At 43.9% G+C, this 26,837-nt stretch carries 23 protein-coding genes and 1 pseudogene; 14 read left to right on the forward strand and 10 right to left on the reverse strand.

Annotated elements, in window-relative coordinates; translation table 11 throughout:
• Nucleotides 1-26: 26 nt before the first annotated feature.
• Nucleotides 27-1,229 carry a Coenzyme F420 hydrogenase/dehydrogenase, beta subunit C-terminal domain gene (locus JGK39_RS10290; protein WP_293253020.1) on the forward strand — a complete coding sequence of 401 codons (1,203 nt, stop codon included), beginning with the start codon at nt 27-29 and terminating at the stop codon, nt 1,227-1,229.
• A gap of 161 nt (nt 1,230-1,390) precedes the next feature.
• Here the strand turns inward: JGK39_RS10290 and JGK39_RS10295 are convergent, their stop codons facing one another.
• The 4 genes from JGK39_RS10295 to JGK39_RS10310 form a co-directional block, all read right to left on the reverse strand.
• A complete protein-coding gene (locus JGK39_RS10295; RefSeq protein ID WP_293253017.1) occupies nt 1,391-1,726 on the reverse strand; it encodes a XisI protein in 336 nt (111 codons plus the stop codon).
• A 115-nt stretch (nt 1,727-1,841) separates the two neighbouring features.
• Nucleotides 1,842-2,318 carry a GNAT family N-acetyltransferase gene (locus tag JGK39_RS10300; RefSeq protein ID WP_293253015.1) on the reverse strand — a complete coding sequence of 159 codons (477 nt, stop codon included), beginning with the start codon at nt 2,316-2,318 and terminating at the stop codon, nt 1,842-1,844.
• 154 nt (nt 2,319-2,472) lie between these two features.
• Nucleotides 2,473-2,844: a DUF2237 domain-containing protein gene (locus tag JGK39_RS10305; RefSeq protein ID WP_293253012.1), complete on the reverse strand. Its 372-nt coding sequence runs from the start codon at nt 2,842-2,844 to the stop codon at nt 2,473-2,475.
• 51 nt (nt 2,845-2,895) lie between these two features.
• Nucleotides 2,896-3,360 (reverse strand): GNAT family N-acetyltransferase, encoded by a 465-nt coding sequence (locus tag JGK39_RS10310; protein WP_293253009.1) that lies wholly within the window; start codon nt 3,358-3,360, stop codon nt 2,896-2,898.
• A 391-nt stretch (nt 3,361-3,751) separates the two neighbouring features.
• Here JGK39_RS10310 and JGK39_RS10315 point away from each other — a divergent pair, with 391 nt between their 5' ends.
• From JGK39_RS10315 to JGK39_RS10365, 11 genes are all read left to right on the forward strand, one after another.
• The gene (locus tag JGK39_RS10315; RefSeq protein WP_293253006.1) at nt 3,752-4,336 is read left to right on the forward strand and encodes a TetR/AcrR family transcriptional regulator; all 585 of its coding nucleotides are present in this window, start codon (nt 3,752-3,754) and stop codon (nt 4,334-4,336) included.
• 7 nt (nt 4,337-4,343) lie between these two features.
• Nucleotides 4,344-5,849 carry an efflux RND transporter periplasmic adaptor subunit gene (locus JGK39_RS10320; RefSeq protein ID WP_293253003.1) on the forward strand — a complete coding sequence of 502 codons (1,506 nt, stop codon included), beginning with the start codon at nt 4,344-4,346 and terminating at the stop codon, nt 5,847-5,849.
• 64 nt (nt 5,850-5,913) lie between these two features.
• Nucleotides 5,914-6,546, forward strand: a complete 633-nt coding sequence (locus tag JGK39_RS10325) for a Vat family streptogramin A O-acetyltransferase (RefSeq protein WP_293295475.1) — start codon at nt 5,914-5,916, stop codon at nt 6,544-6,546.
• Nucleotides 6,547-6,592: 46 nt separating this feature from the next.
• A complete protein-coding gene (locus JGK39_RS10330; RefSeq protein ID WP_293252997.1) occupies nt 6,593-6,928 on the forward strand; it encodes a DUF2834 domain-containing protein in 336 nt (111 codons plus the stop codon).
• A 70-nt stretch (nt 6,929-6,998) separates the two neighbouring features.
• Nucleotides 6,999-8,153 (forward strand): ABC transporter permease DevC, encoded by a 1,155-nt coding sequence (gene devC, locus JGK39_RS10335; RefSeq protein WP_293252994.1) that lies wholly within the window; start codon nt 6,999-7,001, stop codon nt 8,151-8,153.
• A 280-nt stretch (nt 8,154-8,433) separates the two neighbouring features.
• Nucleotides 8,434-9,180: a DevA family ABC transporter ATP-binding protein gene (locus JGK39_RS10340; protein ID WP_293252991.1), complete on the forward strand. Its 747-nt coding sequence runs from the start codon at nt 8,434-8,436 to the stop codon at nt 9,178-9,180.
• Nucleotides 9,181-9,350: 170 nt separating this feature from the next.
• A complete protein-coding gene (locus JGK39_RS10345; protein ID WP_293252988.1) occupies nt 9,351-9,947 on the forward strand; it encodes a hypothetical protein in 597 nt (198 codons plus the stop codon).
• Between the two features lie 227 nt (nt 9,948-10,174).
• Nucleotides 10,175-11,251: a VWA domain-containing protein gene (locus JGK39_RS10350; RefSeq protein WP_293252985.1), complete on the forward strand. Its 1,077-nt coding sequence runs from the start codon at nt 10,175-10,177 to the stop codon at nt 11,249-11,251.
• Nucleotides 11,252-11,269: 18 nt separating this feature from the next.
• Complete coding sequence (locus tag JGK39_RS10355) at nt 11,270-14,521, forward strand: tubulin-like doman-containing protein (protein WP_293252982.1); 3,252 nt, start codon at nt 11,270-11,272, stop codon at nt 14,519-14,521.
• Between the two features lie 79 nt (nt 14,522-14,600).
• Nucleotides 14,601-16,235: a P-loop NTPase fold protein gene (locus JGK39_RS10360; RefSeq protein ID WP_293252979.1), complete on the forward strand. Its 1,635-nt coding sequence runs from the start codon at nt 14,601-14,603 to the stop codon at nt 16,233-16,235.
• Nucleotides 16,236-16,299: 64 nt separating this feature from the next.
• Entirely contained in the window at nt 16,300-17,082 is a 783-nt protein-coding gene (locus JGK39_RS10365) for a hypothetical protein (RefSeq protein WP_293295477.1), read from the forward strand.
• Between the two features lie 104 nt (nt 17,083-17,186).
• Here the strand turns inward: JGK39_RS10365 and JGK39_RS10370 are convergent, their stop codons facing one another.
• Entirely contained in the window at nt 17,187-18,419 is a 1,233-nt protein-coding gene (locus tag JGK39_RS10370; RefSeq protein WP_293252973.1) for a methionine gamma-lyase family protein, read from the reverse strand.
• Nucleotides 18,420-18,499: 80 nt separating this feature from the next.
• On the opposite strand from JGK39_RS10370, the gene JGK39_RS10375 reads away from it, so the two are divergent.
• On the forward strand, nt 18,500-19,312 hold the full coding sequence (locus JGK39_RS10375) for an acyl-CoA desaturase (protein ID WP_293252970.1): 813 nt from the start codon (nt 18,500-18,502) through the stop codon (nt 19,310-19,312).
• Between the two features lie 497 nt (nt 19,313-19,809).
• Nucleotides 19,810-20,637, forward strand: a complete 828-nt coding sequence (locus JGK39_RS10380; protein ID WP_293252967.1) for a fatty acid desaturase — start codon at nt 19,810-19,812, stop codon at nt 20,635-20,637.
• Nucleotides 20,638-21,050: 413 nt separating this feature from the next.
• On the opposite strand, the gene JGK39_RS10385 is transcribed toward JGK39_RS10380, so the two are convergent.
• The 5 genes and pseudogenes from JGK39_RS10385 to JGK39_RS10405 form a co-directional block, all read right to left on the reverse strand.
• Nucleotides 21,051-21,896 carry an ABC transporter permease gene (locus tag JGK39_RS10385; protein ID WP_293252964.1) on the reverse strand — a complete coding sequence of 282 codons (846 nt, stop codon included), beginning with the start codon at nt 21,894-21,896 and terminating at the stop codon, nt 21,051-21,053.
• A 171-nt stretch (nt 21,897-22,067) separates the two neighbouring features.
• Nucleotides 22,068-22,976, reverse strand: a complete 909-nt coding sequence (locus tag JGK39_RS10390) for an ABC transporter permease (RefSeq protein WP_293295479.1) — start codon at nt 22,974-22,976, stop codon at nt 22,068-22,070.
• Nucleotides 22,977-23,199: 223 nt separating this feature from the next.
• Nucleotides 23,200-24,240 (reverse strand): annotated as a pseudogene (locus tag JGK39_RS10395) (spermidine/putrescine ABC transporter substrate-binding protein); the annotation flags it as partial.
• Nucleotides 24,241-24,345: 105 nt separating this feature from the next.
• Nucleotides 24,346-25,401, reverse strand: a complete 1,056-nt coding sequence (locus tag JGK39_RS10400) for a spermidine/putrescine ABC transporter substrate-binding protein (protein WP_293322149.1) — start codon at nt 25,399-25,401, stop codon at nt 24,346-24,348.
• Nucleotides 25,402-25,608: 207 nt separating this feature from the next.
• Complete coding sequence (locus JGK39_RS10405; RefSeq protein ID WP_293252957.1) at nt 25,609-26,739, reverse strand: ABC transporter ATP-binding protein; 1,131 nt, start codon at nt 26,737-26,739, stop codon at nt 25,609-25,611.
• Between the last annotated feature and the right edge of the window lie 98 nt (nt 26,740-26,837).

The following is a 26,837-nucleotide window of genomic DNA, read 5'->3' on the forward strand; positions in this document are numbered from 1 at the left end:
GTTTCTCCATAAAATCTGCAATTTAGATGACCGCCATAGATTCCACTAAACACCAGAAATCTAAAGCCCTGAAACCGGGCAGCCGCCGCCCCGCTAAAGAACTTTGCAGCGAGTGCGGTTTGTGCGACACATATTATATCCATTATGTCAAGGAAGCTTGCGCTTTCTTAACTCAGCATATCGCAGAACTGGAAGAGGAGATTCACGGGCGATCGCGCAACCTCGACAATCCCGACGATTGGTACTTCGGCGTCAGTCAAAATATGATGGCGGCTAAGAAAAAAGAACCAATCGAGGGCGCTCAGTGGACGGGAATTGTGAGTTCAATTGCGATCGAAATGCTAGAAAAAGGCATTGTTGAAGGCGTTGTGTGCGTCCAAAACACAAAAGAAGACCGCTTTCAACCGATGCCCATAATTGCTAGAAATCGCGAAGAAATTCTGGCAGCAAAAGTCAACAAACCAACCCTTTCTCCCAACCTTTCAGTATTGGAACAAATCGAAAAATCGGGGATGAAGCGGCTGTTAGTCATTGGCGTCGGCTGTCAAATTCAAGCATTGCGAACAGTGGAGAAAGAACTTGGTTTAGAAAAGCTTTATGTTCTCGGAACTCCCTGTGTCGATAATGTCAGCCGCGCGGGCTTGCAGAAATTCCTATACACGACTAGCCGCTCTCCCGAAACGGTGGTTTCTTACGAGTTTATGCAAGACTTTAACGTTCACTTCAAACATGAAGATGGTTCGGAAGAAAAAGTGCCGTTTTTTGGGCTGAATACTAAAGAATTGAAAGATGTTTTTGCTCCTTCTTGTTTGAGCTGTTTTGATTATGTTAATTCCTTGGCTGATTTAGTTGTGGGCTACATGGGCGCACCTTTTGGCTGGCAGTGGATTGTGGTGCGAAATGATACTGGGCAAGAAATGTTAGACTTGGTAGCGGATCAGCTAAACACTCAGCCGGTGATGTCTCAGGGAAATAGAAAAGAGGCGGTTCAGCAAAGTATTCCGGCTTACGAGAAAGGCGTGACTTTGCCGATGTGGGCGGCGAAGTTGATGGGGGTTTTTATTGAGAGAATTGGGCCGAAGGGTTTGGAATATGCCCGTTTTTCTATTGATTCTCATTTCACTCGCAATTATTTGTATGTGAAGCGCAATCACCCGGAGAAATTGGAGGCTCATGTGCCGGAATATGCTAAGCGGATTGTGGGACAATATAAATTGCCAGAGGTTTAAGTTTGTAGGTGCGTCAGATCGTGCCCTGTCCATTACCCTTAATAAACAATGTTTGTAGTGAGGACTTTAGTCCTCGGAATGGATGCGGACTAAAGTCCTCACTACAAACCATTTTTTTTGTGATAGCTAACTTACGCGCACTACTCCTTGGGCGGTTGAAATTATGCAATTCCAAATCCTGTATATTCCCGCGCATAAGTTGGCTGAACTCCTAGCACAATATCCTCTTTGGGTATTCCCATTTCTACCAATTCATCAGCAATCTGCCTGTCTGTTTGATTTCGCTGAATCCAGATTTTGCCATTTTTAATATCCAAATGAAACACACAGTTATACACGCGGCGGTGTGTGTCCCATCCTAAATCAACGATTAGATAGCGATCGTTTTCTTTATCAAAAATTGTTTCAACTTCAATTTCTCCGTTAATTGGTGCTATTTTGCTGTCTTCAATTAGCAGCTTTTGAATGCACTGACGGTAATGCTCTAGTCGATCCATTTGACTATTGCCTCCTGAGTTGATTTTAGATAGAGTTGTAAACAACTTGTAGGGTGCGTCAGTAAAGAACGCCTGGATTATTCAACAAATAATGCTACTGACGCACCCTACGAGTCTACGAGTCGGCGCCGATCGCCTTGCGGTAAACTATCTTGTCATCACCTGCTTTGTAGAAGTCGCGGATGCGCGCTTCTTCGTCGTAACCGCACTTGCGGTAGAACGATCGCACCCGATCGAATTCCGGGAGTCCCGACGTTTCCACCAGCAACAAACGCCCGCCCCGCGCCATCAAGGTTTGTTCAATGTAGCGCAGCAATGTCGCACCGCGTCCTTGTCCCTGGCGATCGGGTAAGATGGCGATTAATTGCAGGTTCCAGGTGCGATCGGTCATCCGTTCGAGCTCGCAGTAGGCGACACCCACGGGCCCGCCGTCGTCATCGGTAATCCAGAAGCGATCGCCATTGCTGTTATCGCTGAAGTAATCGGCCAGCATTTCTTCTACTTCATCGAGTTGATTGGACTCGAACAAGCCAGTCGCTTCGGCTAGGGCGATTAGGGCGATCGTATCATCGGGCGCAGTCGATCGAATCATGATGAATTCCAGTGGGATTATTAAACCTCTCCAAAAAAGCAAGTCTTGAACAGGCAGGATGCCTGTTCCACAATAATTATTGGAGATGTCTATTGAACAAATAACGCTAACTGACGCACCCTACAGTTTGTATGAAAATGGCGATCGCACATTCCTACAAATCAGCAGCGTGTTCCTTCAATTCCTGCAAAGAAACGTATTCCAAAGTTAAAACATGAGTCGCCGACAAAACCACAAGTGGCGCACATCCAGCATCCATAGCTTCCTTCCAGCGAGAAGCGCACAAACACCAACAATCCCCTGGTTTCAACCCCGGAAATTTAAAATCGGGAACCGGGGTACTCAAATCGTTTCCCATTCTTTTTGTGTACTTCAAAAACTCTTCAGTCACTTTTGCACAAACGGTGTGAACCCCCAAATCGCCGCCGCCCGTATTGCATTTGCCGTCCCGATAATAGCCTGTCATGGGCGATGTGCAGCAAGTTTCTAATTTTGTGCCCAGTACATTTGTCGCTTCCGTAACCATCACAGCTCCTCCACACAACTCTGCGATCTAATTTTACACAAAAGGTGATTTTTATATAATTTTTTCCATTACAAAGTTGATGAATTTTTGTCCTCTCCGTTCTACTTCTTGCTTTCTCATCACCATAAATCCGTGGGTTTCAAAAAAAGGTCGAGCTGTAATGCTGGCTTCGGTAAATATTTTTTTGAGTTCTAAGTCTTTGGCTTTTGACTCGATTTGTGTTAAAATTAACGTCCCAATTCCTTGTCTTTGAAAGTGTTTGTGACAGTAGAAGCAATCGATATGGCCGTTAATTTCTAATTGTCCAAAACCTGCGATTTTATCGCCCTCTGCTGCTACGAACGTCAATTTACTGCTTAAACTTTGGATCCACGTTTGAATGTCGGTATTTGCTGGCGCCCAAGCATCTACTTGGGCTGTTGTGTAATCGCGGATATTTACTTCGTGCACGGTGTCGTAGAACAGTTTGACAATTTTTTCAGTGTCGCCGATTTCGTAGGTTCGTACTTTCATCATAATTAAGAGTTAAAAAAAGAAGGCTACTCTAGATCGGATCAAAACCATGATAGTCATCTGTCATTCCCAATTCTAAAATCTAAAATCTAAAATCTAAAATCGACTGACGGAGATTGATTGCGGGGTGTTTTGGATTTTGGGCTAAATTGGCCCCGACAAATCGACTCTAAAAATAATTTTACTGCACCCCTTGACAAGCTTTGCTTGTCTGTGCAACATTAATTATAACAATTGTTCGATATACTTTGTTTTTCCCAGCTCAGCCACCAAAAGCCTCTTTTGTAGTGGGTGATACTATATCGGATGTTCGATATAGGAATATTTGGTCGATCGCCCTTAAATCTCCGATAACCTAAGATCTAGAATCAAAAATCAGAAGATCGATCGACCTATGCCAAAGATAGTTGACCGCGAATTGTACCGCAAAGAACTGCTGAACAAAAGTTTTGAGCTTTTTGCCGAAAAAGGCTATTCCTCAGTCACAATGCGAGAAATTGCCTCGGGAATTGGAGTTTCTACAGGCACGCTTTACCACTATTTTCCGAGCAAAGAAAGTCTGTTCGAGCAGTTAATTGAATACTTGAGCTATGAAGATACCAAAGAAGAAGAACTAGCAGAATTAGGAAATCCGCCCACCCTAGGAGAAAGGATTCAAGAAATGATGAATTATCTGGCAAAAAATGAAGATTATATTATGAAAAGTTTGTTAATAATCTTTGATTTTTGTCAGAATAAAACTCGCAGAGAGATTGACAACAATCAAGCACTTCAGCAAGCAGGAAAGCGTTACGAAGAAGCAGTGTGTTGCTACTTGGGTGTTTCCGATCCGTCCATTGCTATATTTATCATCAACTCTATTGACGGCTTGCTGGTAAGAAGGTTTTATCAAGGCGAAAGAATATCTTTTGCGGAACAAGCGAATTTATTAAAAGAAATGCTGCTGGCTTATTTAGAAAAAAAACAACCGCAGATTTAGGAGGAATATGAATTTTCAATTTTTCATCAAGCCTAAAAATAAATTGGTAACGGGATTGGTAGTTGCTGGCGCTGCTATTAGCGTGGGTACAACTTTTTACGGCATTTCTCAGTTTGGATCTTTGGCTAAAAATGCTGAACCTTTGCCGGTAGAAACGCCGCCGCCCAGGAAAATTACGGCTTTGGGAAGGTTGGAACCGCTGGGGGAAGTGATTCGTTTGGGGGTGTCGCAGGCGTTGGATGGCGATCGCGTTTCCAAGCTTTTAGTCAAAGAGGGCGATCGCGTGAAAGCAGGGCAGTCGATCGCAATTTTGGATGCGGGCGATCGGCTAAAATCTGCTTTAGAAGAAGCCCAAGAAAAAGTCAAAGTTGCTGAAGCCAATTTAGCCAAGGTAAAAGCAGGCGCCAAGTCGGGAGAACTTGCAGCACAATCTGCGACAATTGGCAAGCTAGAAGCCCAATTGCAAGGAAATCAGGCGGCGCAACAAGCAACAGTCGATCGCATTCAAGCGCAGTGGCAAGGTGAAAAAACCGCACAGCAAGCAACCATTAGCAGAATAACCGCACAGTGGCAAGGAGAAAGAAAAGCACAAACAGCAACAATTAGCCGCATAACTGCACAGTGGCAAGGAGAAAAAACAGCACAAACTGCCGCAATTAACAAATTAAAAGCCGAGTCTACTAATGCCGAAACCGAATATTTGCGGCACAAAGAACTTGTTACCGAAGGCGCAATTTCTAACTCCGTCATGGACAGCAAACGGCTGGCATTAGAAACAAGTCGCCAGGAACTTAAAGAAGCCGAAGCCAATCTGGGCCGCATCAACAATACGGCAAAGCAGCAGCTTGAAGAAGGCGAAGCAAATCTGGGTCGAATTAACAGTACAGGAATCCAGCAACTGAACGAAGCCGAAGCCAATCTTGCCCGCATTAATAGTACAGCAATCCAGCAGTTAGCAGAAGCCGAAGCAACACTTAAGCGCATCAAAAACAGCGGCAGCGAAGAACTAAAAGAAGCCCAAGCAACTCTCGACAAAATAGGCGAAGTGCGCCCGGTAGATTTGCAAGCAGCCCAAACCGAAATCAACAGCGCCCTCGCCCAAGTCAAGCGCGCCCAAACCGAATTAAATCAAGCTTACATCCGCACTCCCAACGCCGGAAAAATCCTCAAAATTCACACCCGCGCCGGGGAAAAAATCAGCGATGACGGGATTGCAGACGTAGGAGAAACGCAGCAAATGGTAGTTGTTGCCGAAGTTTACCAAACTGACATCAGCAAAATTAAGGTGGGACAAAAAGCAACTGTTACCAGCCAAGCATTTTCAGGAGAATTGCCGGGAACTGTTAAAGAAATTGGGTTAAAAGTCAGCAAACAAAACGTGTTCAGCAACCAGCCGGGAGAAAACTTGGACAGCCGAGTTGTGGAAGTTAAAATTCACCTGAATCCAGAAGCTAGCAAACAAGTTGCGGGATTGACAAATTTGCAGGTACAAGTGGCAATTCAGAAGGACTAAAGTCCTCACTACGAACCTTTGAAGGACTAAAGTCCTCACTACGAACCTTTGATAATTGAAAGTTATGACAGAATTTGGGCCCGATCCAAACCGACCTTATCCTATGGTAGACCAGCGCCGGGTTTGCTTTATCAAAAACTTTGTGAAATCGCCCAATATTATTGTCGGCGATTACTCGTACTACGACGATCCGATCGAGCCTGAAAACTTCGAGAGAAACGTACTTTACAATTACGGGAGTGAGAAATTAATTATTGGTAAATTTTGTGCGATCGCCACCAACGTCAAATTTATCATGAACGGTGCAAATCACAAACTTGACGGCATTTCTACCTATCCATTTCCTGCCTTTGGGAACGGCTGGGAAACAGCGATGAATTTATTAATCGAACTGCCAAGTAAAGGCGATACAGTCATCGGCAATGATGTTTGGATCGGTTACGAATCGGTGATTATGCCGGGAGTTAAAATCGGCGACGGTGCGATTATTGCTGCTAAATCTGTTGTAGTCAAAGATGTTTCTGCTTACACCGTTGTCGGCGGAAATCCCGCAGGTTTAATTAAGCAGCGTTTCAGCGATGCTGAGGTTGCACAACTATTACAAATTAGGTGGTGGGATTGGGAGATTGACAAGATTTCTCGCAATATTAACTTAATTATGCAATCTGATATTCAAGCGTTCAGTAATGCTGAGTAAACTCGCAAATACAGCGATTGAAAATTAACAAAGTGGAGGTTTCCCAATGCTTCAAATTGCCTACTTAATTCTCTGTATTCTTGGCACTGCTTTGCCCTATTCCCAGTTTATCCCGTTTCTCTTAGAAAAAGGGTTGAATATTAACGCTTTCTTCGGACAATTATTTGCGAATCAAATTTCCGGTTTTTTTGGCATGGATGTAATCGTGTCTTCGGTGGTTTTGTGGATTTTTGTTTTTAGCGAAGGTTCGCGTCTTAAAATGAAAAACTTGTGGATTTATATTGCGAGTAATTTACTGGTGGGTGTTTCCCTAGGTTTGCCTTTATTTCTCCTAATGCGCCAGCGTCAACTTCAAAAAACAGCTTCAAATAATGAACAATAAATAACGAAGGCCCAAGGCCCAAGGCCCCATTCCCAATGCCCCATTCCCAATTCCCAATTCCCAAAATATTATGTTTCGCAAAACACCCCTTGCTTGGTTGCAAGTAACCAGAGAAAAAACTCGTCTTGCTGTTGCTATCGCCGGAATTGCCTTTGCAGATATTCTGATTTTTGTGCAATTAGGATTTCAAGATGCACTCTTCGATTCTGCTGTTAAACCCCACGAAAGTCTACAGACAGATTTAGTGTTAATTAATCCTCAATTTGAAACTTTTGCTGCGGTAAAACAGTTCAACAGAGAGCGAATTTACCAAGCACAAGGGGTTGCAGGAGTCAAGTCAGTGACTTCTTTATATATTGGCATGGGACAGTGGCGAAATCCCACAAACCGCACTACGCGAGCAATTTTAATTTTTGGCATCGACCCGGGAAACATAACATTTAATTTGCCCGATGTCAATCAGAATTTGGCTCAAATTCAAATGTTCAATCAAGTGTTATTTGACCAAGCTTCTCGACCTGAATATGGGGAGATTGCAAAGATTTTCAACCAACAATCTACCCTCGAAACTGAACTGAATAAGCGGAATATTCGAGTTGGTGGAGTATTTACTCTGGGTACTTCCTTCGTGGCTGACGGCAATGTGATTGCTAGCGATTCTACTTTCATGAATTTATTTCCAGAACGCAAACCAGATGAAGTTGATGTGGGTTTAATTCAGTTGCAACCTGGGGCAGATATCCTAAAAGTTCAGTCAATGCTCAAGTCTATATTGCCGGATGATGTCAAGGTTCTGACATTAGCAGAATTTGCGGAAATTGAAAAGGCTTATTGGGGAAATGCTACTCCGATCGGCTTTATTTTCGGATTCGGTACAATTATCGGGTTCGTTGTTGGTTTGATTATTGTTTACCAAATTCTTTACTCTGATGTTTCGGATCACTTGGCTGAGTACGCGACTTTAAAAGCTATGGGATATAGCGATCGCTATTTAGTCGGTGTCTTAGTTCAGGAAGCATTGCTATTAGCTGTCTTGGGCTTTATGCCGGGAATTGTTTTGGCTAACGGGCTGTATTCCTTAGCGCAATCGGCGACATTGCTGCCAATTGCGATGACGGCAAATCGAGCGACTACTGTGTTGGGTTTGACGATCGTGATGTGTACTGGTTCTGGGGCGCTGGCTTTGCGGAAATTGCGATCGGCAGACCCGGCAGACATTTTCTAGAAGATAAAACTCGGCGGTTGAAACCGATCCTACACAAACAAAGTCGGCCTCCGCTGACTGAAAAACTCGGCGGTTGAAACCGCGTCTATACAAACAAAGTCGGCCCAGGCCGACTGAAGCATAAGAACAAAATTCGGCGGTTGAAACCGCGTCTATACAAACAAAGTCGGCCCAGGCCGACTCAAGAATAAAACTCGGCGGTTGAAACCGCGTCTATACAAACAAAGTCGGCCTGGGCCGACTGAAGAATAACCAGTCAAATAAATCACCAAAAATTACCATGCAAACCTTAAATTCTCCCGCAAACTTCGACCAAACCATCACAAATCAAGCTGTAATCTCAGTCAAAAATCTCAATCATTACTTCGGTAAAGGTTCCCTGAAAAAACAAGCTTTATTTGACATTAATCTCGATATCAACTCTGGGGAAATAGTAATTATGACGGGGCCCTCTGGTTCGGGGAAAACAACTTTATTAACGATGTTAGGCGGCCTGCGTTCGGCTCAAGAGGGCAGTCTCAATATTCTGGGGGAAGAAATACGCGGAGCTAGCAAAAATCAGTTAACCAAGCTGAGAAAGCAAATTGGTTATATTTTTCAAGCGCATAACTTGATGACGTTTTTGACGGCTAAGCAAAATGTGCGGATGTCTTTGGAATTGCACAAGGAAATGCTAAATCAGAATATGGATGCTTTGTCAATATCAATGTTGGAAGCTGTTGGTTTGGGGGAGCGTGTGAATTATTACCCAGAAAATTTGTCGGGAGGACAAAAACAAAGGGTGGCGATCGCCCGCGCGTTAGTCAGCCGCCCTAAAATAGTCTTAGCGGATGAACCAACTGCTGCTTTAGACAAACAATCCGGGCGAGATGTGGTGGAAATTATGCAGAAGCTAGCAAAGGAACAAGGCTGCACGATTTTGCTGGTGACGCACGACAATCGCATTCTCGATATTGCCGATCGCATTATCTACATGGAAGACGGGCGTTTAGTGACAAATTTAGCTGATGGGGTAATTAGTCATTAGTCATTAGTCATTAGTCATTAGTCGTAGAGTGCGTCGCCACAAAGAATCTCTCAAAAAATAAACAATCGATGAGCGACGCACCAAACCAAGAATCATTAGTCATTTGTACAAGATGTGAGTTAAAATTAATGGTGAATACTCCCTATAATAAATAGTACAAAGTAACCGCAATGGCTTACAGCGAATTTAATTTAGAAAGGGTCAAAAAAGACTTTAACCTAACCACCTTGGAAAGGTTAAATATTTTTGCGGACGCACCTGAAGTAGAAAGCAGTCAATGGCTGAAAGATACTTTGCAATACTATCAGCCGATCGTCCGCGGCAGCAACAGCGAGAAAGCTCGATCGGAACTCATCATAGCTCCTATTTTGGTAGAATTGAAAAGACAAAATAATGAGTCAGTAAATTTATTCTCTGGAGTTGATTTCACCGTTGACGAAGCTAAAGGGTTAAAAGGAATTTGTGATTTTATTGTTACCAAATCCCCAGAAGTTTTTATAATTACTGCCCCAGTAATTACGATTGTCGAAGCCAAAAAAGAAAATATTAATGCAGGTTTGGGGCAGTGTGCTGCTGAAATGGTTGCTGCTAAAATATTTAACGAGCGATCGGGTAATGAAGTTGAGGCAATTTACGGAGTTGTAACAACGGGAAGTATTTGGCAATTCCTGAAACTGCAAGGGCAAGAAATAGAAATAGATTTAAGCGAGTATTATCTCAAAGACGTGAATAAAATTTTAGGCATTTTGGCGATCGGCATAAGTTGATCGAGATGGTTTAGGTGAATTTAATTTTGTAAACTGTGACACATTTCAATTGTAGATATTATTTTCCCTATTGCCTATTCTCTTTTGTGGAGTGTCACCATATTTATATGCACAACAGGTTATAATACTCTGAATAACTTTAGGGTTGTACTTCCTTGGCTGATTATTGTCCGACAGTTACTCCAGGGCAACCTCTTGTCCCTTTACAAAAAACAGGTCTAGAATTGGTGGCTCTTCTACATGGAGGTCGCGATGTAGTTTTAGCAATTGATTTGACGGAGAGTGTTGGCCTTAACGATGAAGGTCGCATCCGTTTGCGTCAGATTGTTGAGGATAGTTTGCAACCAGGAGATACGGTTTATATTGTTCCTTTTGCAACAACAGTAAATCCACTGCCGCCCAGTGTCAACCCTCTACTACCAGAAAGTTCTATTAAATTTAATAGCAAAAAGGATATTGACCTAATTTTGCAGGCTATTCCTTTTCAGCCAAATCTAAGTCTTCAAAATACCGATATTCAGCAGGCTGAACTTACCATTTATCAAGGTCTTGCAAATCTTAATCAGTGCCGTTTGGGGCAGAATCAACCAATTAAACCTCAGTCTGTAGTTTGGACTACTGATGCCCCACTATCTACTAAGTCGCCAGCGAGTTCAGATGACTGGGTAGAAACACCCGCAGATAGTCCGTTTCGGCAGGGGAATTCTCAAGCAAGTCAACAGCGTCAAGCTTGGTTTAAGGTATTGCCTTTGCGGAAGAGATCCTATACAATTACGACCAAGGATAATAAAGGATATGAATTAAGTGTTGTTGATATTTCTCCTAATGTACAGGAGTTTTGTACACCGGCACCGGGAGGGCGAGAAACTTGTCTAGTTTCTGCTTATTTATTTAATCAGTTATGGTTGCCGCTATCAATTTCGGGAATTGTCCTCGCTGCTGCTATAGCTACTACTATCAAGTTCTGGCGCCTGCAAAGGAAATGGAAGCTGGCTGTAGATTTGAGAGCTACTGCGAAAGAGGATGACCAAGTATGCTATCTGGGAAATAATCAAAGAATTGCGATCGGCGAGTACGAATCTAGCTGTACCAATTCGATTGATACTCCAGGGCCCGAAGTTAGAGGTTATTTAGTGCGGAAAGGGGAAAAACTTTATTTAGAACCAACTGAACAGGCGACTATTTTTTTGAATGGCAAAGAAGTGAGTCAACGGACGTTGATAACTAATACTGGTCGAATTAGGCTCAATTGTCCTATTTTTAACAAGCAAAATTACGAAATTGTGATTCAAGTCAAAAAATAAATAACTTAGGAGAGCAATATGACTCAATCTACAAGCAGCGATCGCCAAGTTCGGGGTATAAATAGGACAATTTGTATTGGTTTAGGCGGTACAGGAAGAGATGTATTAATGCGAATTCGCCGCTTAATCGTAGATCGCTATGGAGATTTAAGTCAGTTGCCGATCGTGAGTTTTGTTCACATCGATACCGACAAGGCCGCAACACAAGTATCGGGTTTGCGAACTGGTAGTACCTATCACGGTGTTGATCTCAGTTTTCGCGACTCTGAAAAAGTAGGCGCGACAATGACATCAGCAGAAGTAACTAACTTTGTGCAGGGATTAGAACGGCGTTCCAAGTACGACCGCCAAGGGCCTTACGACCATATTGCCCGTTGGTTTCCGCCCCAATTACTGCGAAATATTAAAGCAGTAGAAGAAGGAGCAAAAGGCATTAGACCTGTAGGCAGATTGGCTTTTTTCCATAACTATCAAAAAATCAAAACAGCGGTAGAAACCGCAGAAAGGCGGACGCGAGGACACGAGGCAAATTTATTAAAATCTGGCTTAAGACTTGAACCAGGATTGAATATTTTTGTCGTGGGTTCTCTATGCGGCGGCACTGGTAGCGGAATGTTTTTAGATGTTGCTTATAGTCTCAGACAAGCTTACGGCGATGCAGGGGCTCAAATTGTCGGATATTTGGTGATTAGTCCGCAGTTATATGGCAATACTTCTAATATGAGTGCCAATACTTATGCTGCACTTAAGGAACTGAATTACTACACCACTCCTGGTACTAAATTTGAGGCTTGTTATGATATGCAAAACTTAGTTTTAGTGCAGGAATCGCGGCCGCCTTTTGACTATGCTTATTTAGTTTCAAATCAAACTGCGGGCGAGTATTCGATTCTAGAACAGCGCAAATTATGCAATGTTATTGCTCATAAAATAGCACTAGATTTTTCTGGAGAATTAGCGCCTGTAGTTAAGGGAATGCGGGATAATTTCTTGCAGCATTTGATTCAGTGGGATGACCATCCGCGACCAAATATCCAGCGGTATTTAACTTTCGGACTGGCGGCGATTTATTTTCCCCGCGACATTATTGTCCAAATTGCATTAACTCGAATTAGTTTAAAATTGGTAACATTCTGGTTAAATGGAGAGGGACAAAGCCCAGATCCGCAGTCGTCACTCGATCAATTTTTAATTCAGTATCGGTGGCATAGCGATTTGGCTAATAGGGATGGTTTTACTCTCAAATTAGCAGCAGCAGTGCAAGAATCCAATAAGACTTTTGCCAGTATGCTCAATACTTGGAGAAATGCCAAGTTAGAGAGAGTAATAAATGATTGCCAAAGCAAGGACGATCGCATCGGAATCAGGCAAACTTTACCGCGAGAGTTTCGCGATCAGTTTCGCAAAACTCAGCCTGGGGAAACTGAGACTACAAGGGGAATTTGGCTGACAAGATTGTTACAAATTCGTCCGACGATTACGGAACAGTTTAAGCATGATATCGATGAGTTTTTAGCTGGTTTGTTGACTCCGGGAAATGTGAAATTTTCGATTAAAAGCAGTCGCGATTGGTTAGATGCTTTGCAAACCGATTTGAATCGTTATCAGCTTCAGTTGGAGGAAGAGATTGCTAAATTTGGGGGAACTCGCAAGCTGGAAGATTTGGAGAAAAAATGGCGAGATGCGGAAGAGATTATTGACGAGATTGAGCAAAAATTTGACTTCCCAATTTTGGGGAGCAAGAATCGGCAAGTGCAAGCTGAAGCTAAAAGAGTTGTGCGGGAAGTCTGCGATTTAATTAAGCACAACTTTGATTTAGTGGTAACTCAGGAAGTGCTGCAAATTGTCGGAGATTTGCAGAAGCACGTTTTAGAACATTCAACTCAATTGGCTGGTTTTAACCGCTTGGTAGGCAATCTGAAGAGTGACTATGAGAAGGAGGAAAGCGATTTAAGACAATTGAATTTTGATGAAATGAGCGGCGAGGCAATTTTTGACAATAAAGATATTGAGGAGTGTTATAAAACCTTGCTACCGGAGCAAGATTTGCGCTCTCAGTTGGTGTTGGTGAGCAAGGAGATTACAAAAGTTTCTGGAGTGGAAGATTCGATTGCTTATTTGATCGATCGCACTGCTCAATTACAACTGCAAAAGGAAATTGATTTGACAGTTGACAAGTTATTTGGTTCTCGCAGCACTCAGATTGTTCAATCTGTGATTAAGCGTTTTATCCAAAATTATTCGATTCAGGATCGTTCCACTCGTTTGGGACAAATTAGACAGGAATCTGAGCCACTGCTACGCTTAAACTTGAGCGATCCCTACTTCCGTAATAGTCCTGCGAAAAAAAGTGAGTTAGTAGGTTTTAAGGATACTGACGAGTCTGAAGTTCAGCAGTTTAAACTTACTTTGGGAAGGGATTTAGGAATTGGAGAAAGTGTCCTGAAACCTACTCAAGCTGAGGATGAAATTTTAATTGTGACTGAGTATGCGGGGTTTCCTCTGAGACTGATTAGCGGTTTGGAACAGATGCGAAATCCCTACATTCGCGAGCTCAATTCTGAGAGTTCTTTTCTACACAATGACTACCGAACTCGGTTTACTGACATTATTCCGCCTGATGCTCTTATTATGGAGGAATTAGAGGATATTCTTTATCCTTGTTTGGCTTTCGATCTGATTGGTAAAAATGCAAATACCCAGCAGTTGGAGTTTTCGTATTATGACGAATTGCGGGACTGTAATTCTAATGCTGGGATTAGTTCAGTCTGGAATCAAGCACTGGAAGAATTGGCTAATCGACGGGATATGACTGATGCTTTGAAGAGGTTGTTGGATCTAGCGATCGCTCGGATTGAAAAAAATCCTAATCTTTGGCAAGATGACTATTTACCGAAGTTACGGGATTTTGTAGATTTTGTAGATAAGTTGCCGGAGAATCATCCTAATTATCCTTACAAAGCTACGGTGGTTGGGGTTCCTGGAACTACTGAAATGCCTGCTAAGGAGGGGATTATCAATCGTTTTCGTAAAAGAATGGCTGAAAGATTTAAAGGTTTACAAAATCCTAAAACTTCGCCTCCGGGAATCGGTTATTCTCAGGAAGTCATTCAGGCAGAAATAGTTGATGAGCCTACTGATTATGTTGATAATCGTGCTAAGAGACGGCAAGAATTGGAGCTGTTAAAACAGGATGTGAATGATGGTATTATTACCGATCAGGAGTATGAAAAGGAGCGGCAAAAGATTTTAAATAAGTATCCGATTTGATGAAAATTGTGGCTGGCGGGTTTACCTCGCCTTTTACAACACAGGTATCTAGCATTTTTCATTCTGGAGTTGATCGATTATGTTTTTTGACTTGTTAAAATTGTTAAAATTAGTTCCAATGTACTTGCGTGTTCTGATTATACTGCTGGTGTTTTTACCTGCTTTATTTGCGGGACTCCAACGAATTAGTCTTTATGGCAATTTAGTGCAAAAGACAAAAGAAGTAAGATTGCTACTGAAGGATAACAAAGCAGGCTCGAAACCGAGAATTGTTGAAGATTTGGAAAGTAGATTTAAAGCTGCTAGTCAGTATCTAGAAGAAGTGAATTCAGCGGCTTTAATTGATGGAATTTATGGTGAACAGAAGATTGTATTTTTGGGGAGGCAGTTTGGTTACGATGCGATAGATTATTTTTGTCGCATCTTACCTAATCTGTTGATATCTTTTGGTTTATTAGGTACCTTTTTAGGGATTACGCTTAATTTATCTAATCTGAGTCAAACAATTACTCAACTTCAGGGAAATACAAATATTAATCAGGATTTAGTATTTGCTGAATTGCAGAAACCGTTGCAAGGGATGGGAATTGCTTTTATTACCAGTCTGATAGCAGTATTTTGTAGTTCTGCTTTGACTGTGGTCAATTTTCTATGGAATACTGGTTTAGCTAAGTCACAGTTAATTAGCTATTTAGAGGATTATTTGGATAATGTTTATCAACCAAAAATACAGGGACAAACTCGCCTTGATAAAGTAGTTAAAGGCATGGCAGATACATTTGACAACTTTTTAACTAGATTTGGTCAAACTGTCCGTGAGGGTGTAGAATCTGCTCTAAAAGAAAAGATTGAAGAAATCATTAAAGCTAATCTTAAGGCTGCTAATTTAGCGGAACAAGTTTACGGTCGTTTAGCGGAAGCTTCTGGTACAATTGCTAGGGGTGCTCATGAATTTCAGGAAGCTGCGCGTAGATTTACAGAAGCGACTAACACATTGGAAAATAGCGATTTTCCTGAGAAATTATCAATAGCTACAGCTAATTTAGCTACCACACAAATTAATTTTTCTAACTCAACTTCAAGTTTAGCTGATACTGTTGAATCTCTGGGAATTACCTTGAGTCAAATCCAGGATTTTAGCAAACAGTTAGTAAATGTGACAGAAGAAATCAGCCTGCTCAATCAGAGTTCAGTCCAAGTGTTAGGATTGCATCAAACTAATCAACAGTCACTAAGCCAGATTATTCCAAAACTTCAGCAAGGCTCGCAGAGTTTTGAGTCTGCTGTCACAACGCTTGACAAACTACAGAAAAGGATTGTAGTTAGAGTAGATAGTTTGGATAAAGTACAAGTTGAGTTGACAAAGTTAGTACAGACTATCAATAACTATACAAATCAGGTTAATTTGGGGATTGACTCTATGACTGGCGGGATTACTAAAACTATTAGCCATCAAACGGAGAATAACAATCTACAATCGCAAGCCATCGTCGCAAGTATTAACTCTTTTGCTGGCAGCATTGCAGAAACGATGAACAATCAAGCTGATAGTAACAGGCAGCAATCGGAAGCGATCGCCGAAAGTATTGAGCAATACGTCCATCACCTCAGTGACATAAAATCTGAGCTTGCTGAGTTGGTAGAGACTTTGAGAGAGAAGATAGAAAGTCCGGTTGTTGATAAACATCTCAGCGATCAAAATTCCTGGGGATAGCTATAAATTCCAGAGAATATACCGAATGAGTAATTTTTTTAACCACAACTGAGAACTTTAAATTATGCGTCGCCGAGCCCGTCCCGCAGATTCCCATGAAGACCTCAATATCTGGCCAGCTTTCACAGATTTGATGTCTAACGCCTTTATGATTATAAATTTATTCCTGTTACTAGCCTTAGTGAAATCCGTATTCTTAAAATCAACAGCAGAAAATACAAGCGACGAACTGGTTAATACTCAAAATAAAATTATCATGCTCGAAAAAAAATATGAAGATTTGCTGGGCGAACAGCGGGGAAAAAATAATCAAATTACAGAATTACAAGGACAAATACAAAGCCTAAAATCGCCACCTTTAATTATTATAAAAGACTCCGATAATTTTCAAGATCGCCCTCTTAAATTCGATGCAGGACGAGCCGATTTACCAGAAGGTCTGCGTTTATTTATTGACAATAAGGTAGTTAACCAACTTGAACTTTTTGCCAAGCAATATCCCGGATATGTTGTAGAAATAATCGGTCATACTGACGGTCAAGAAACAGTAGAGCCTGTTAGCAATTTAGATCAAACGTTAGAAAATGTAGCTAGTGGTAATGAATCTGTCAGTAACTTAAAAGCAGGTTCTAATGCAGATTTAGGATTAATGCGGGCCTTAGCAGTAGTCAAAAATCTCCAAGATTTGCAACAAAAAACTGGTCGGTTACAAGGTTTAAAATTCCGTGCTTATTCAGCAGCACAACTATTCCTAATTTCTGGAGAATACGCCGGAACCAATCGTAGTCCCGATCCAACTAGGAGACGGATAGAAATTCGTTTCACTCCCGCAGCAGTGGAAAAATAACAGTCCTGGACGCACACACTCTATCTGTAGGGTGCGCAGTGCGCACCTTACTCCACTAGCTAAGCTGAAATCTATCACTCAAAAACCACTTCGCTATACCAGACTTACTTAGCTGGGCCCACAGCCTCGATCGCAGCCTCAAGGGCGATCGACACATGAGTCCAATGAGTCCCCCCTTGACAAAAAGCCACATAGGGTTCTCGCAGAGGCCCGTCTGCTGAAAATTCCGAGGTACTGCCATCAATAAAAGTACCACCAGCCATCACCAACTGACTCTCGTATCCCGGCATCGGCGCCGGCACGGGATCTAAATACGAACCCACCGGGGAATTTTGCTGCACAGCCCGACAGAAAGCAATTAACTTATCAGCAGAACCGAATTCGATCGCCTGAATCACATCCCTGCGCCTCGCCAAAGGAATCGGATTCACCCGATAGCCCAACTTATAAAAAACATAAGCCGTCAAATGATTGCCCTTCATCGCCTCGCCCACAAACCCAGGGGCCAGGAACAAACCCTGAAACAGCAAGCGGTTTAAATCAAAAGTTGCGCCCCCGCTGCTGCCGATTCCCGGTGCTGTCAAGCGACAAGTTGCCGCCTCTACCAGATCTGCCCTCCCGGCCACGTAACCGCCCGCAGGGACGATCGTACCCCCCGGATTTTTGATCAAAGAACCAGCCATCATATCCGCACCCACAGCAGTAGGTTCGCAATCATCAACAAACTCTCCGTAACAATTATCAACAAAGCAAATTGTGTTAGGATTCTGATGTTTGACTATTGTGACGATTTTTTTAATCTCAGAAATAGACAGACTCGATCGCCAAGAATAACCGCAAGAGCGCTGGATCAAAACCAGGCGAGTTTTTGCTGAAATAGCACAGCTCAATGCCTGCCAATCCACACTTCCTTCGCGAGTTAGAGGCAACTCACGGTAAAGGATGCCGAAGTCAATGAGTGAACCTTGACCTTGCCCCCGCAAGCCGATCACTTCTTCTAAAGTATCGTAGGGAGAACCAGCCACTGCCAACATTTCGTCACCCGGACGCAGGATGCCAAAAAGAGCACAGGCGATCGCGTGAGTACCCGAAACAAACTGTACCCGCACCGCTGCCGCCTCGGCCCCTACCACTTCGGCAAATACCCCGTCCAAAGTCTCCCGCCCTAAATCATCGTGGCCGTAACCCGTAACCCCAGCAAAATGGTGGACTCCAACCCGGTGGCTGCGAAAAGCTTTTAAGACTCGTTGAAGATTTTGCTTGACTGTCGCGTCAATACCAGAAAAAATCTGAAAGAGTGCCTGTTCTGCTTCCTGTAGCCGTGAAACGCTATTCATCTATACCTCGCTCACCACTTGCGTGCGCGCTGTTCATTATGGCGTAGATGCGGCCCCTAGTTTGTAAACATAAGATATTCATGACGATTGCAACTTCCAAAAAAACTTCTCCTGATTGGCCTGTCATAGGCTTTATGGCCTTTCTGCACACCGGCGCTCTATTTGCTTTGCTGCCGGGTAATTTTAGCTGGTCTGCGGTCGGGCTAGCAGTATTCCTGCACTGGGTAACAGGTGGTTTAGGAATTACTCTCGGATTTCACCGTCTCGTTACGCACCGCAGTTTTCAAACACCGAAATGGCTCGAATACTTCCTAGTGATTTGCGGCACCCTGTCCTGTGAAGGCGGCCCCATTGACTGGGTAGGAATGCACCGGTTACACCACATCCATTCCGACACCGAAACAGATCCCCACGATTCCAATCAAGGCTTCTGGTGGAGCCACATGGGCTGGATGCTCTCGGATCTGCCGATCCGAGTTGAAATCCCCCGCTTTACCAAAGACATCGGCGACGACCCAGTATACAAGTTTCTCCAAGCATATTTTATACCCATCCAAATTGTCTTCGGTGTGTTGCTTTATTTATTAGGCGGCTGGTCTTTCGTGGTTTGGGGCGTATTCATGCGGATCGTGGTGGTGTTCCACTGCACTTGGCTGGTTAACAGCGCTACCCACAAATTTGGCTACCGCACCTACGAGTCCGGCGATGGTTCGACTAACTGCTGGTGGGTGGCTTTGCTCACCTACGGCGAAGGCTGGCACAACAACCACCACGCTTTCCAATACTCCGCTCGTCACGGTCTCCAATGGTGGGAAATCGACTTGACCTGGATGACAATTCAACTGCTGCAATCGCTGGGTTTGGCAACCAAAGTGAAGTTAGCAGAAAAATAGGGCGATCGGCAATTAGTCATTGGTTGTCGGTCATCTGTTCTGGACTACTGGCTCGTGACCCGCCCAAAAACGGGTACACCGCCGACGCTCCTGAGTGGATATCTGAAGGTTTTAGAGGCTAGTTCAAACTCCCAGATTCATCTGCGCGAGTAAATCTAAAATCTAAAATCTAAAATCTAAAATCGACTGACCAATGTCTAATCCTGTTGCATGCGATCGGTAAAGGTTGGGTTGAACTGAGATTGAATCATCTTGTGCGATCGACCCAACCAACACCATAACCAGTTATAATAGATTTGGGAACAAAAATTTTTGTTTGGCAGCCAAAAGTTTTATTTTCAAAATTAAACCGTAAATCTTTTTCAATCCTCATCCAAAATCTATAATTCATTCATTTTTGATTCGTTTGAGCAAGCGTGCAGCAAAAAAGTTCACTGCTCAATCCAAACTATTATGCGTGAAGCCAGGTTAGCATCTCATCAGAAATCAACAAAAGAATGACAATAGCAACGCAAGAAAAACTCCAATACAATTGGAAGCACGTTATTAGTTTAGCAGGACTTCATATCGGCGCTTTGTTCGCACTGCTACCGAGTAACTTCAATTGGACAGCAGTTGGTTTAACAGTATTCATGCACTGGATAACCGGCGGTTTGGGAATAACTCTCGGATGGCACCGGATGCTCACCCACCGCAGTTTTCAGACACCAAAATTCGTAGAATACTTTCTAGCATTTTGCGGAGCCCTTGCCTGTCAAGGAGGAATAATTGATTGGGTTGGGCTGCACCGTTTGCACCACACCCACTCTGACCAAAATGCGATCGACCCTCACAATGCCCAGAATGGTTTTTGGTGGAGTCACCTAGGCTGGATGCTGTATAAAGGCCCCGCTCACGCTGAAATTCCCCGCTGCACAAAAGACATTTCGAGCGATCGATTTTACCAATTTTTGCAAAAATATTTTCTCCCGATGCAAATCGTCTTTGGCGTGTTGCTGTACTTCGTAGCAGGCTGGTCATTTGTAGTTTGGGTAATTTTTGCCCGCTTAGTTTTGGTATATCACTGCACGTGGTTTGTCAACAGCGCCACTCACAAATTTGGCTACCGCACCTACGAAACCGAAGATAGTTCTACTAACTGTTGGTGGGTTGCAGTTTTGACTTACGGCGAAGGCTGGCACAACAACCACCACGCTTATCAATACTCTGCCCGTCACGGTATGAAATGGTGGGAAATTGATTTCACTTGGATGACAATTCAAGCCTTGGAAGCAGTAGGTTTGGCCAGTAAGGTGAAATTACCACCTTCCCGAGCGGAAATTTAATGAGCTTTTGTAGGGTGCGTCAGGTGTGAATGTGACTCGGGCAGATTAATAATTTTCCTCCTGACGCACCTTACAATGAGTTAGCGCCGCCCTTGGTAATGTTATTGTTTGCGATCGTCATATCATCTTCAGTAGATTCACTACAATAAGTAAAGTTAGGTTCGTAGTGCGGACTTCAGTCCGCTCACTTGTTGCGGACTGAAGTCCGCACTACGAACCAACTGTTTTTGTTATCGTAATATAAGGGACATGATATCAATCGGCGGGCGTTCTCAACCCTTAAAAATTATAGGGAAACCGCAGATTAATGCGGGTTAACCCAGATATTTTCTCGATGCTATCAGGTGCGTCGCTGTGAAATTGTCTATATTGAGTTAGAAATTTTCTGTGGCGACGCACCCTACAACTAATGACTAATGAGCCCGTTTTTGATCGCCCCTACCGCGCAAATATTCCGCTAAAAACGCCAATCCTCCCGAACCTACTATCAACAGCACGCTCAAAGCATTAATATCAGGTTTCACCCCAGTCCGAATCCGGCTAAAAATCTCCATCGGCAGAGTTGTAGTCCCGCTACCTGCGGTAAAACTCGCAATCAAAAAATCGTCCATGCTGAGGACAAAAGATAGCAGACAACCAGAAACAATTCCAGGTATTAATTGAGGTAGCAAAACCTGAACAAAAGCTTCGACAGGCGTTGCACCCAAATCCAAGGCAGCTTCTTCTAAATAAGGGTTTAAATCTGCCAATCTCGTAGAAACAGCGAGAGCGATGTAAGCCAGACAAAACACAACGTGAGCTGCAACAATTGTCCACAAACTCAGAGGAATAGCCAGCGCTGCTAAAAATACCAGAGTTGCCACCGCGCTGGCAATATCTGGAATAATAATCGGCAAGTAGGAAACTCCCTGATATAAACTTTTGCCGGGAAAGCGGTAGCGGGCTAAACCAACGGCCATTAAAGTGCCGAGTACCGCCGAGATGGCAACTGCACAAACAGCGACTGTTAAACTGTTTCTCAGCGCGATTAAAATCCGCGTATCGCTAAATAATTTAACGTACCAATCTAAAGTAAATCCTTCCCACCCGGCGCTGAAACGGGATTTGTTAAAGCTGTAAAATGTGAGTACCAGGATGGGCAGGTACATATAAAAAAACATCGAAACGGTAAATATGGCCTGCCAAGAAATCTTAAATTTAGGCTTTAAGTACATATCTGGTTGTATTTCCTCCTGTGGATGGTCGGCGGTATTTTCCATATCTCGTTAATCGGGAATTGGTAATTGGTAATTGGTAATCGGGGAATTGCTAATTGGTAATCGGGGAATTGGGGAATTGGTAATTAGGAAAATTATAATTATTTTTTCCCTCTTCCTTCTTTCTTCTTCCCTCTTCCTTCTTCCCTCTTCCTTCTTCCTTCTTCCTTCTTCTTAAACTGCATTACGATCGCCATATTTGAGTAAAAGTGCAATTCCGATACTCACTGCAAAAATTAATACCATACTCAGAGCCGATCCCAGCCCCCAATTTTGAGTCGCTCCCAAAAACTGATTGTAAATTAAACGAGCCGCCGTCATGCTGGAAGCTCCACCGAGCAACTCGGGATCGACAAAATCGCCCAAACAGCTAATAAATACTAGCAAAGAACCAGCGGCAATCCCCGGCATTGTCTGCGGTACTGTCACTTTCCAGAAAGTTTCTACCGGATTGGCGCCCAAATCCTGAGATGCTTCTAGCAATCTGCGATCGAGCTTTTCCAAGGAAGCGTAGAGAATTGTCACGATATAGGGCAAATAGCTGTAAGCCATGCCGATTAGAACAGCCGAACTTTGATTTAACAATTCTAGAGGAGGTATGCCCAAAAGTCCCAGGAGCGAGTTGAGAACGCCCGTAGGACGCAGAATTGTAATCCAAGCATAGGATCGCAACAGCGAAGAAGTCCACAGCGGCAACACAAAGCCCAATAACGTTAAATTCCGCCACTTGGGCGAGACATTGAGCGCGATCCAGTAAGCGACGGGAAATCCCAGCAGCAAACACAGAATAGTCGTTCCCGTGGCGAAAAAGAGCGATCGACCCATCACCTGCAAATTCAGCGGCTCAAACACTCGCAGGTAGTTAGCGATTCCCGAAGGATTCACCAAATCTCCCGGCTTAATATTCGGCACCAAACTAAGCTGAAAAATCACCAGAGTTGGTATTACTAATAATAAAACCAGGAACAAGCCTGAAGGGCCGAGCAATGCCAGCGGGCCAGCCCACTTTGACCACGGGGGGACGCTTTCAGCCTTCAAAGAATTGGGAGGAATGGGAGGGGGAGTTTTAGTTGAAACAGCCATAAATAATTGTTTTTAGTTGTGATTTTTGATTTCTCGGAGCGGGTTTACCAACCATAATCGCCTCAATTAAACAATCTCATAAACCCGCCCCTTTTGATTGTTTATTTTTGATTTCTCGGGGCGGGTTCACCAACCATAATCGCCTCAATTAAACAATCTCATAAACCCGCCCCCACCCCACGGTAAATCGAAATGTACATGAAATTTATGGCAATAAATAAGATTAACCGCTGGTTAATTTAGTCCAATAGCGATCGTACACTTCCATAAATTTCCCTACGGGAGCCACACCTTCGCAATTTTTCAAAACAGCTTCCGAAGGGAAAAGAAGCTCGTTTTCTCGGACTTCGGGCGTCAGCAAACTATAAGCATCTTCCGAAGGAGTTGAAAAACTGAGCCGCTCTACCAAAGAAGCAGCGACATCTGCTTGCAGCATAAAGTTCATCCATTTATAAGCTGCTTCGGGATTGGGAGCACCTTTGGGAATTACTAAAGTGTCAGTCCACAGAGAAGAACCGCTTGAGGGCACGACATACTTCAATTTCTCGTTATCTGAAATGACTTCATTGGCATCAGAAGAATAACACATGGCTACCTTCAAATCCCCTGTCAGCATTTGCGGCCGCCAAGCATCTGTGGTAAAAGATGCGATCGCAGGTTTGAGTTCCACCAACTTTTCGTAAGCTTTTTTAACTTGCTCTGGGTTAGTAGAATTCAGAGAATAGCCCAGCATCCGCAACGCAGCGCCCATGACTTCTCGAACATCGCTTGCTAGCGTCATTCGCCTTGCTAACTCTTTTTTGTGTTCCCACAAATAACTCCAATCTTCTGGAGCTTCTTTGAGTTGTTCGCTGTTGTAAATCAAGCCTGTGGTTCCCCAGCTCAAAGGCACGCTGTAGCGGTTTCCCGGGTCGTATACAGGGTTTTGAAACTGTTTTTTTAGCCGATCGAGTCCGCCCAAAATTGAGTGGTCTAATGGAGTCAACAGCCCCAGTTCCGTCATCTGAACCACCATGTAGTCAGACGGGTAAATGATGCTGTAGGCGCGGCCGCCACCGGCTTGAACTCTAGCCAGCATCTCTTCGTTGGAGCTAAACACGTCGGCGACTACGCGAATGCCGGTTTTTTCAGCAAAGCGATCGAGCAAAGCTTTATCGGTATAGCCTGCCCAAGTATAGATGAAAAGTTGGTCGGCAGCACCTTTGACGGGAGGGGCAGATTGTACGTCTGCAAGCCGCCAGCCGCAACTGGAAAGGGCTAACCCGTCGGAGGCACAGTTCTAATTGGGATTTTAGATTTGGGATTTAGGAATTAGCTGATTTTAGATGTTCGAGCAAACGCAGATAAACGCAGATTAATACTGATGCTATTAGATACTGGTTAGTTTTGTCCAGTAACGATCGTAAACATCTGCAAATTTTCCTAGGGGTGCCACGCCTTCGCAGTTTTCTAAAGTAGCCTCAGCAGGAAAAATAATTTTGTTTTTGCGAACTTTTGGAGTCAGCAAATAAAAAGCATCTTCTAAAGGAGTTGCAAAACCTAATCGTTGGACTAGGGAAGCCGCAACATCAGCTTGCAGTATGAAATTAATCCATTTGTAAGCTGCGTCTGGATTTGGTGCTCCATTAGGAATTACTAAGGTGTCAGTCCACAGGGCAGATCCGCTTTTCGGCACAATATACCGAAATTTAGGGTTGTTTGCAATTACTTCATTGGCATCAGAAGAGTAGCACATTGCTACTTTCAACTCTCCTGTCAGCATTTGCGATCGCCAAGCATCTGTGGTAAAAGAAGCGATCGCCGATTTGAGTTCTTCTAATTTTTCATAGGCTTTTTTAACTTGTTGTTGGCTTGTAGAATTGAGAGAATAACCCAGCATCCGCAGCGTCGCGCCCATTACTTCTCTAACGTCGTTTAGCAGAGTCATTCGCCTTGCCAATTCCTGTTTGCGTTTCCACAAATAACTCCAATCTTCGGGAGGTTCTTTGAACTGTTCGCTGTTGTAAATCAATCCAGTTGTCCCCCAACTAAAAGGCACGCTGTAGCGGTTTCCGGGGTCGTAAACGGGGTTTTGGAACCGCTTTTTGAGCCGATCTAGTCCGCCAACGATCGATCGGTCTAATTGAGTTAGCATCCCGAGTTTTTTCATCTGCATCACCATGTAGTCTGACGGGTAAATGATGCTGTAGACCTGGGGAACACCGACTTTAAGTCTCGCCAGCATTGTTTCCGTGGAGTCTAACACGTCGGCGACTACGCGAATGCCGGTTTTTTCAGCAAAGCGATCGAGCAAAGCTTTATCGGTATAGCCCGCCCAAGTATAGATGAAAAGTTGGTCGGCAGCACCTTTGACGGGAGGGGCAGATTGTACGTCTGCAAGCCGCCAGCCGCAACTGGAAAGGGCTAACCCGTTAGTCGGAGGCACAGTTTGATTTTAGATTTTAGATTTTAGATTTTAGATTGGGGAATTGAGGATTGAGGATTGGGAATTGGGAATTGGGAATTGGTAATTGGGAATTGGGAATTGGGAATTGGGAATTGGGAATTGGTAATTGGGAATTCTTCCCCTCTCCCCTCTCCCTTTCTCCCTTTCTCCCTTTCTCCCTTTCTCCCTTTCTCCCCCTCTCCATCGTTAGGATCGATCGCCCAAAGCGAGACAATCAGTAGTTCCCCAGTAAGCATAAATCGGCGTGTGCGGGTCTGGGAAAGAGCCACCACTATTGGGCTGGCGCACCGTAATTTTATCGCCCGAGGACAACTCAACCACGTAATGAACGTGGGTGCCCATGTACATGATGTTTTTGAGCCGCCCTTCAAAACAGTTGACCGAAACTTCCGGCTGGTAGAGGTTTAAATATACTTTTTCAGGCCGGACGCTAACAATCACAGAGTCCCCGGTGACACCATTCCACATATCCGACTGCTGAACGACTATTTTCAGATTGGCTGATGTGCGAACTGTGACAGTCGATCGGTCGATCGCCTCCACCGTACCAGAAAACAAATTCGTATCCCCAATAAAATCCGCCACAAAAGCCGTCTGCGGGCACTCATAAATTTCTTCAGGCGAACCAATTTGCTCAATTCGGCCCTCGTGCATCACCGCAATCCGGTTAGAAAGACTCATCGCCTCTTCTTGATCGTGAGTCACCATCACAAAAGTCAAACCCAACTCTTGATGCAAATTCGACAATTCCAACTGCATCTGCTTCCGCAACTTCAAATCCAGAGCACCCAGGGGCTCATCCAGCAACAGAACCGCCGGTCGATTTACCAGAGCTCTCGCCAAAGCCACCCGCTGCTGCTGGCCGCCCGACATTTGACCCGGAAACCTGTTGGCGAAAGATTCCATTTTCACCAATTGCAAAGCTTCCCGTACCCGTTCTTCAACTTCCGATTTCCCCAGCTTTTTAATCCGCAATCCAAAAGCGATATTGTCCCAGACATTCATGTGTCCGAACAGGGCGTAGCTTTGAAACACAGTATTTACCGGACGGCGGTAAGCTGGAGTATTGGTCATCGACTGGCCGCGAATCATCAATTCCCCCGCCGAGGGAGTCTCGAAGCCAGCGATTAAGCGCAGCGTGGTAGTCTTACCGCAGCCGGAAGGCCCGAGAATGCTAAAAAATTCTCCTTGACGAATGCTGAGGTCAACTCCGCGGACTGCGGTTTCGCCATTAAATACCTTAAAGACCTTGCGGAGTTCAACGTCAAGCGCTGTATCCGTTGCTGTCGTACCTTGGTTGAGTGCTGTCTGAAACATATTCGCCCGTTCCTGGGGTAATGCACGCTATTTTAATACAGTTTAAACTTAAACTTTCCTGTATTTTAGGCGAGGAATGTTGGAATTGAGAGGTTTTA

This window comes from Microcoleus sp. PH2017_12_PCY_D_A (assembly GCF_020738565.1).
Taxonomy (GTDB): domain Bacteria; phylum Cyanobacteriota; class Cyanobacteriia; order Cyanobacteriales; family Microcoleaceae; genus Microcoleus.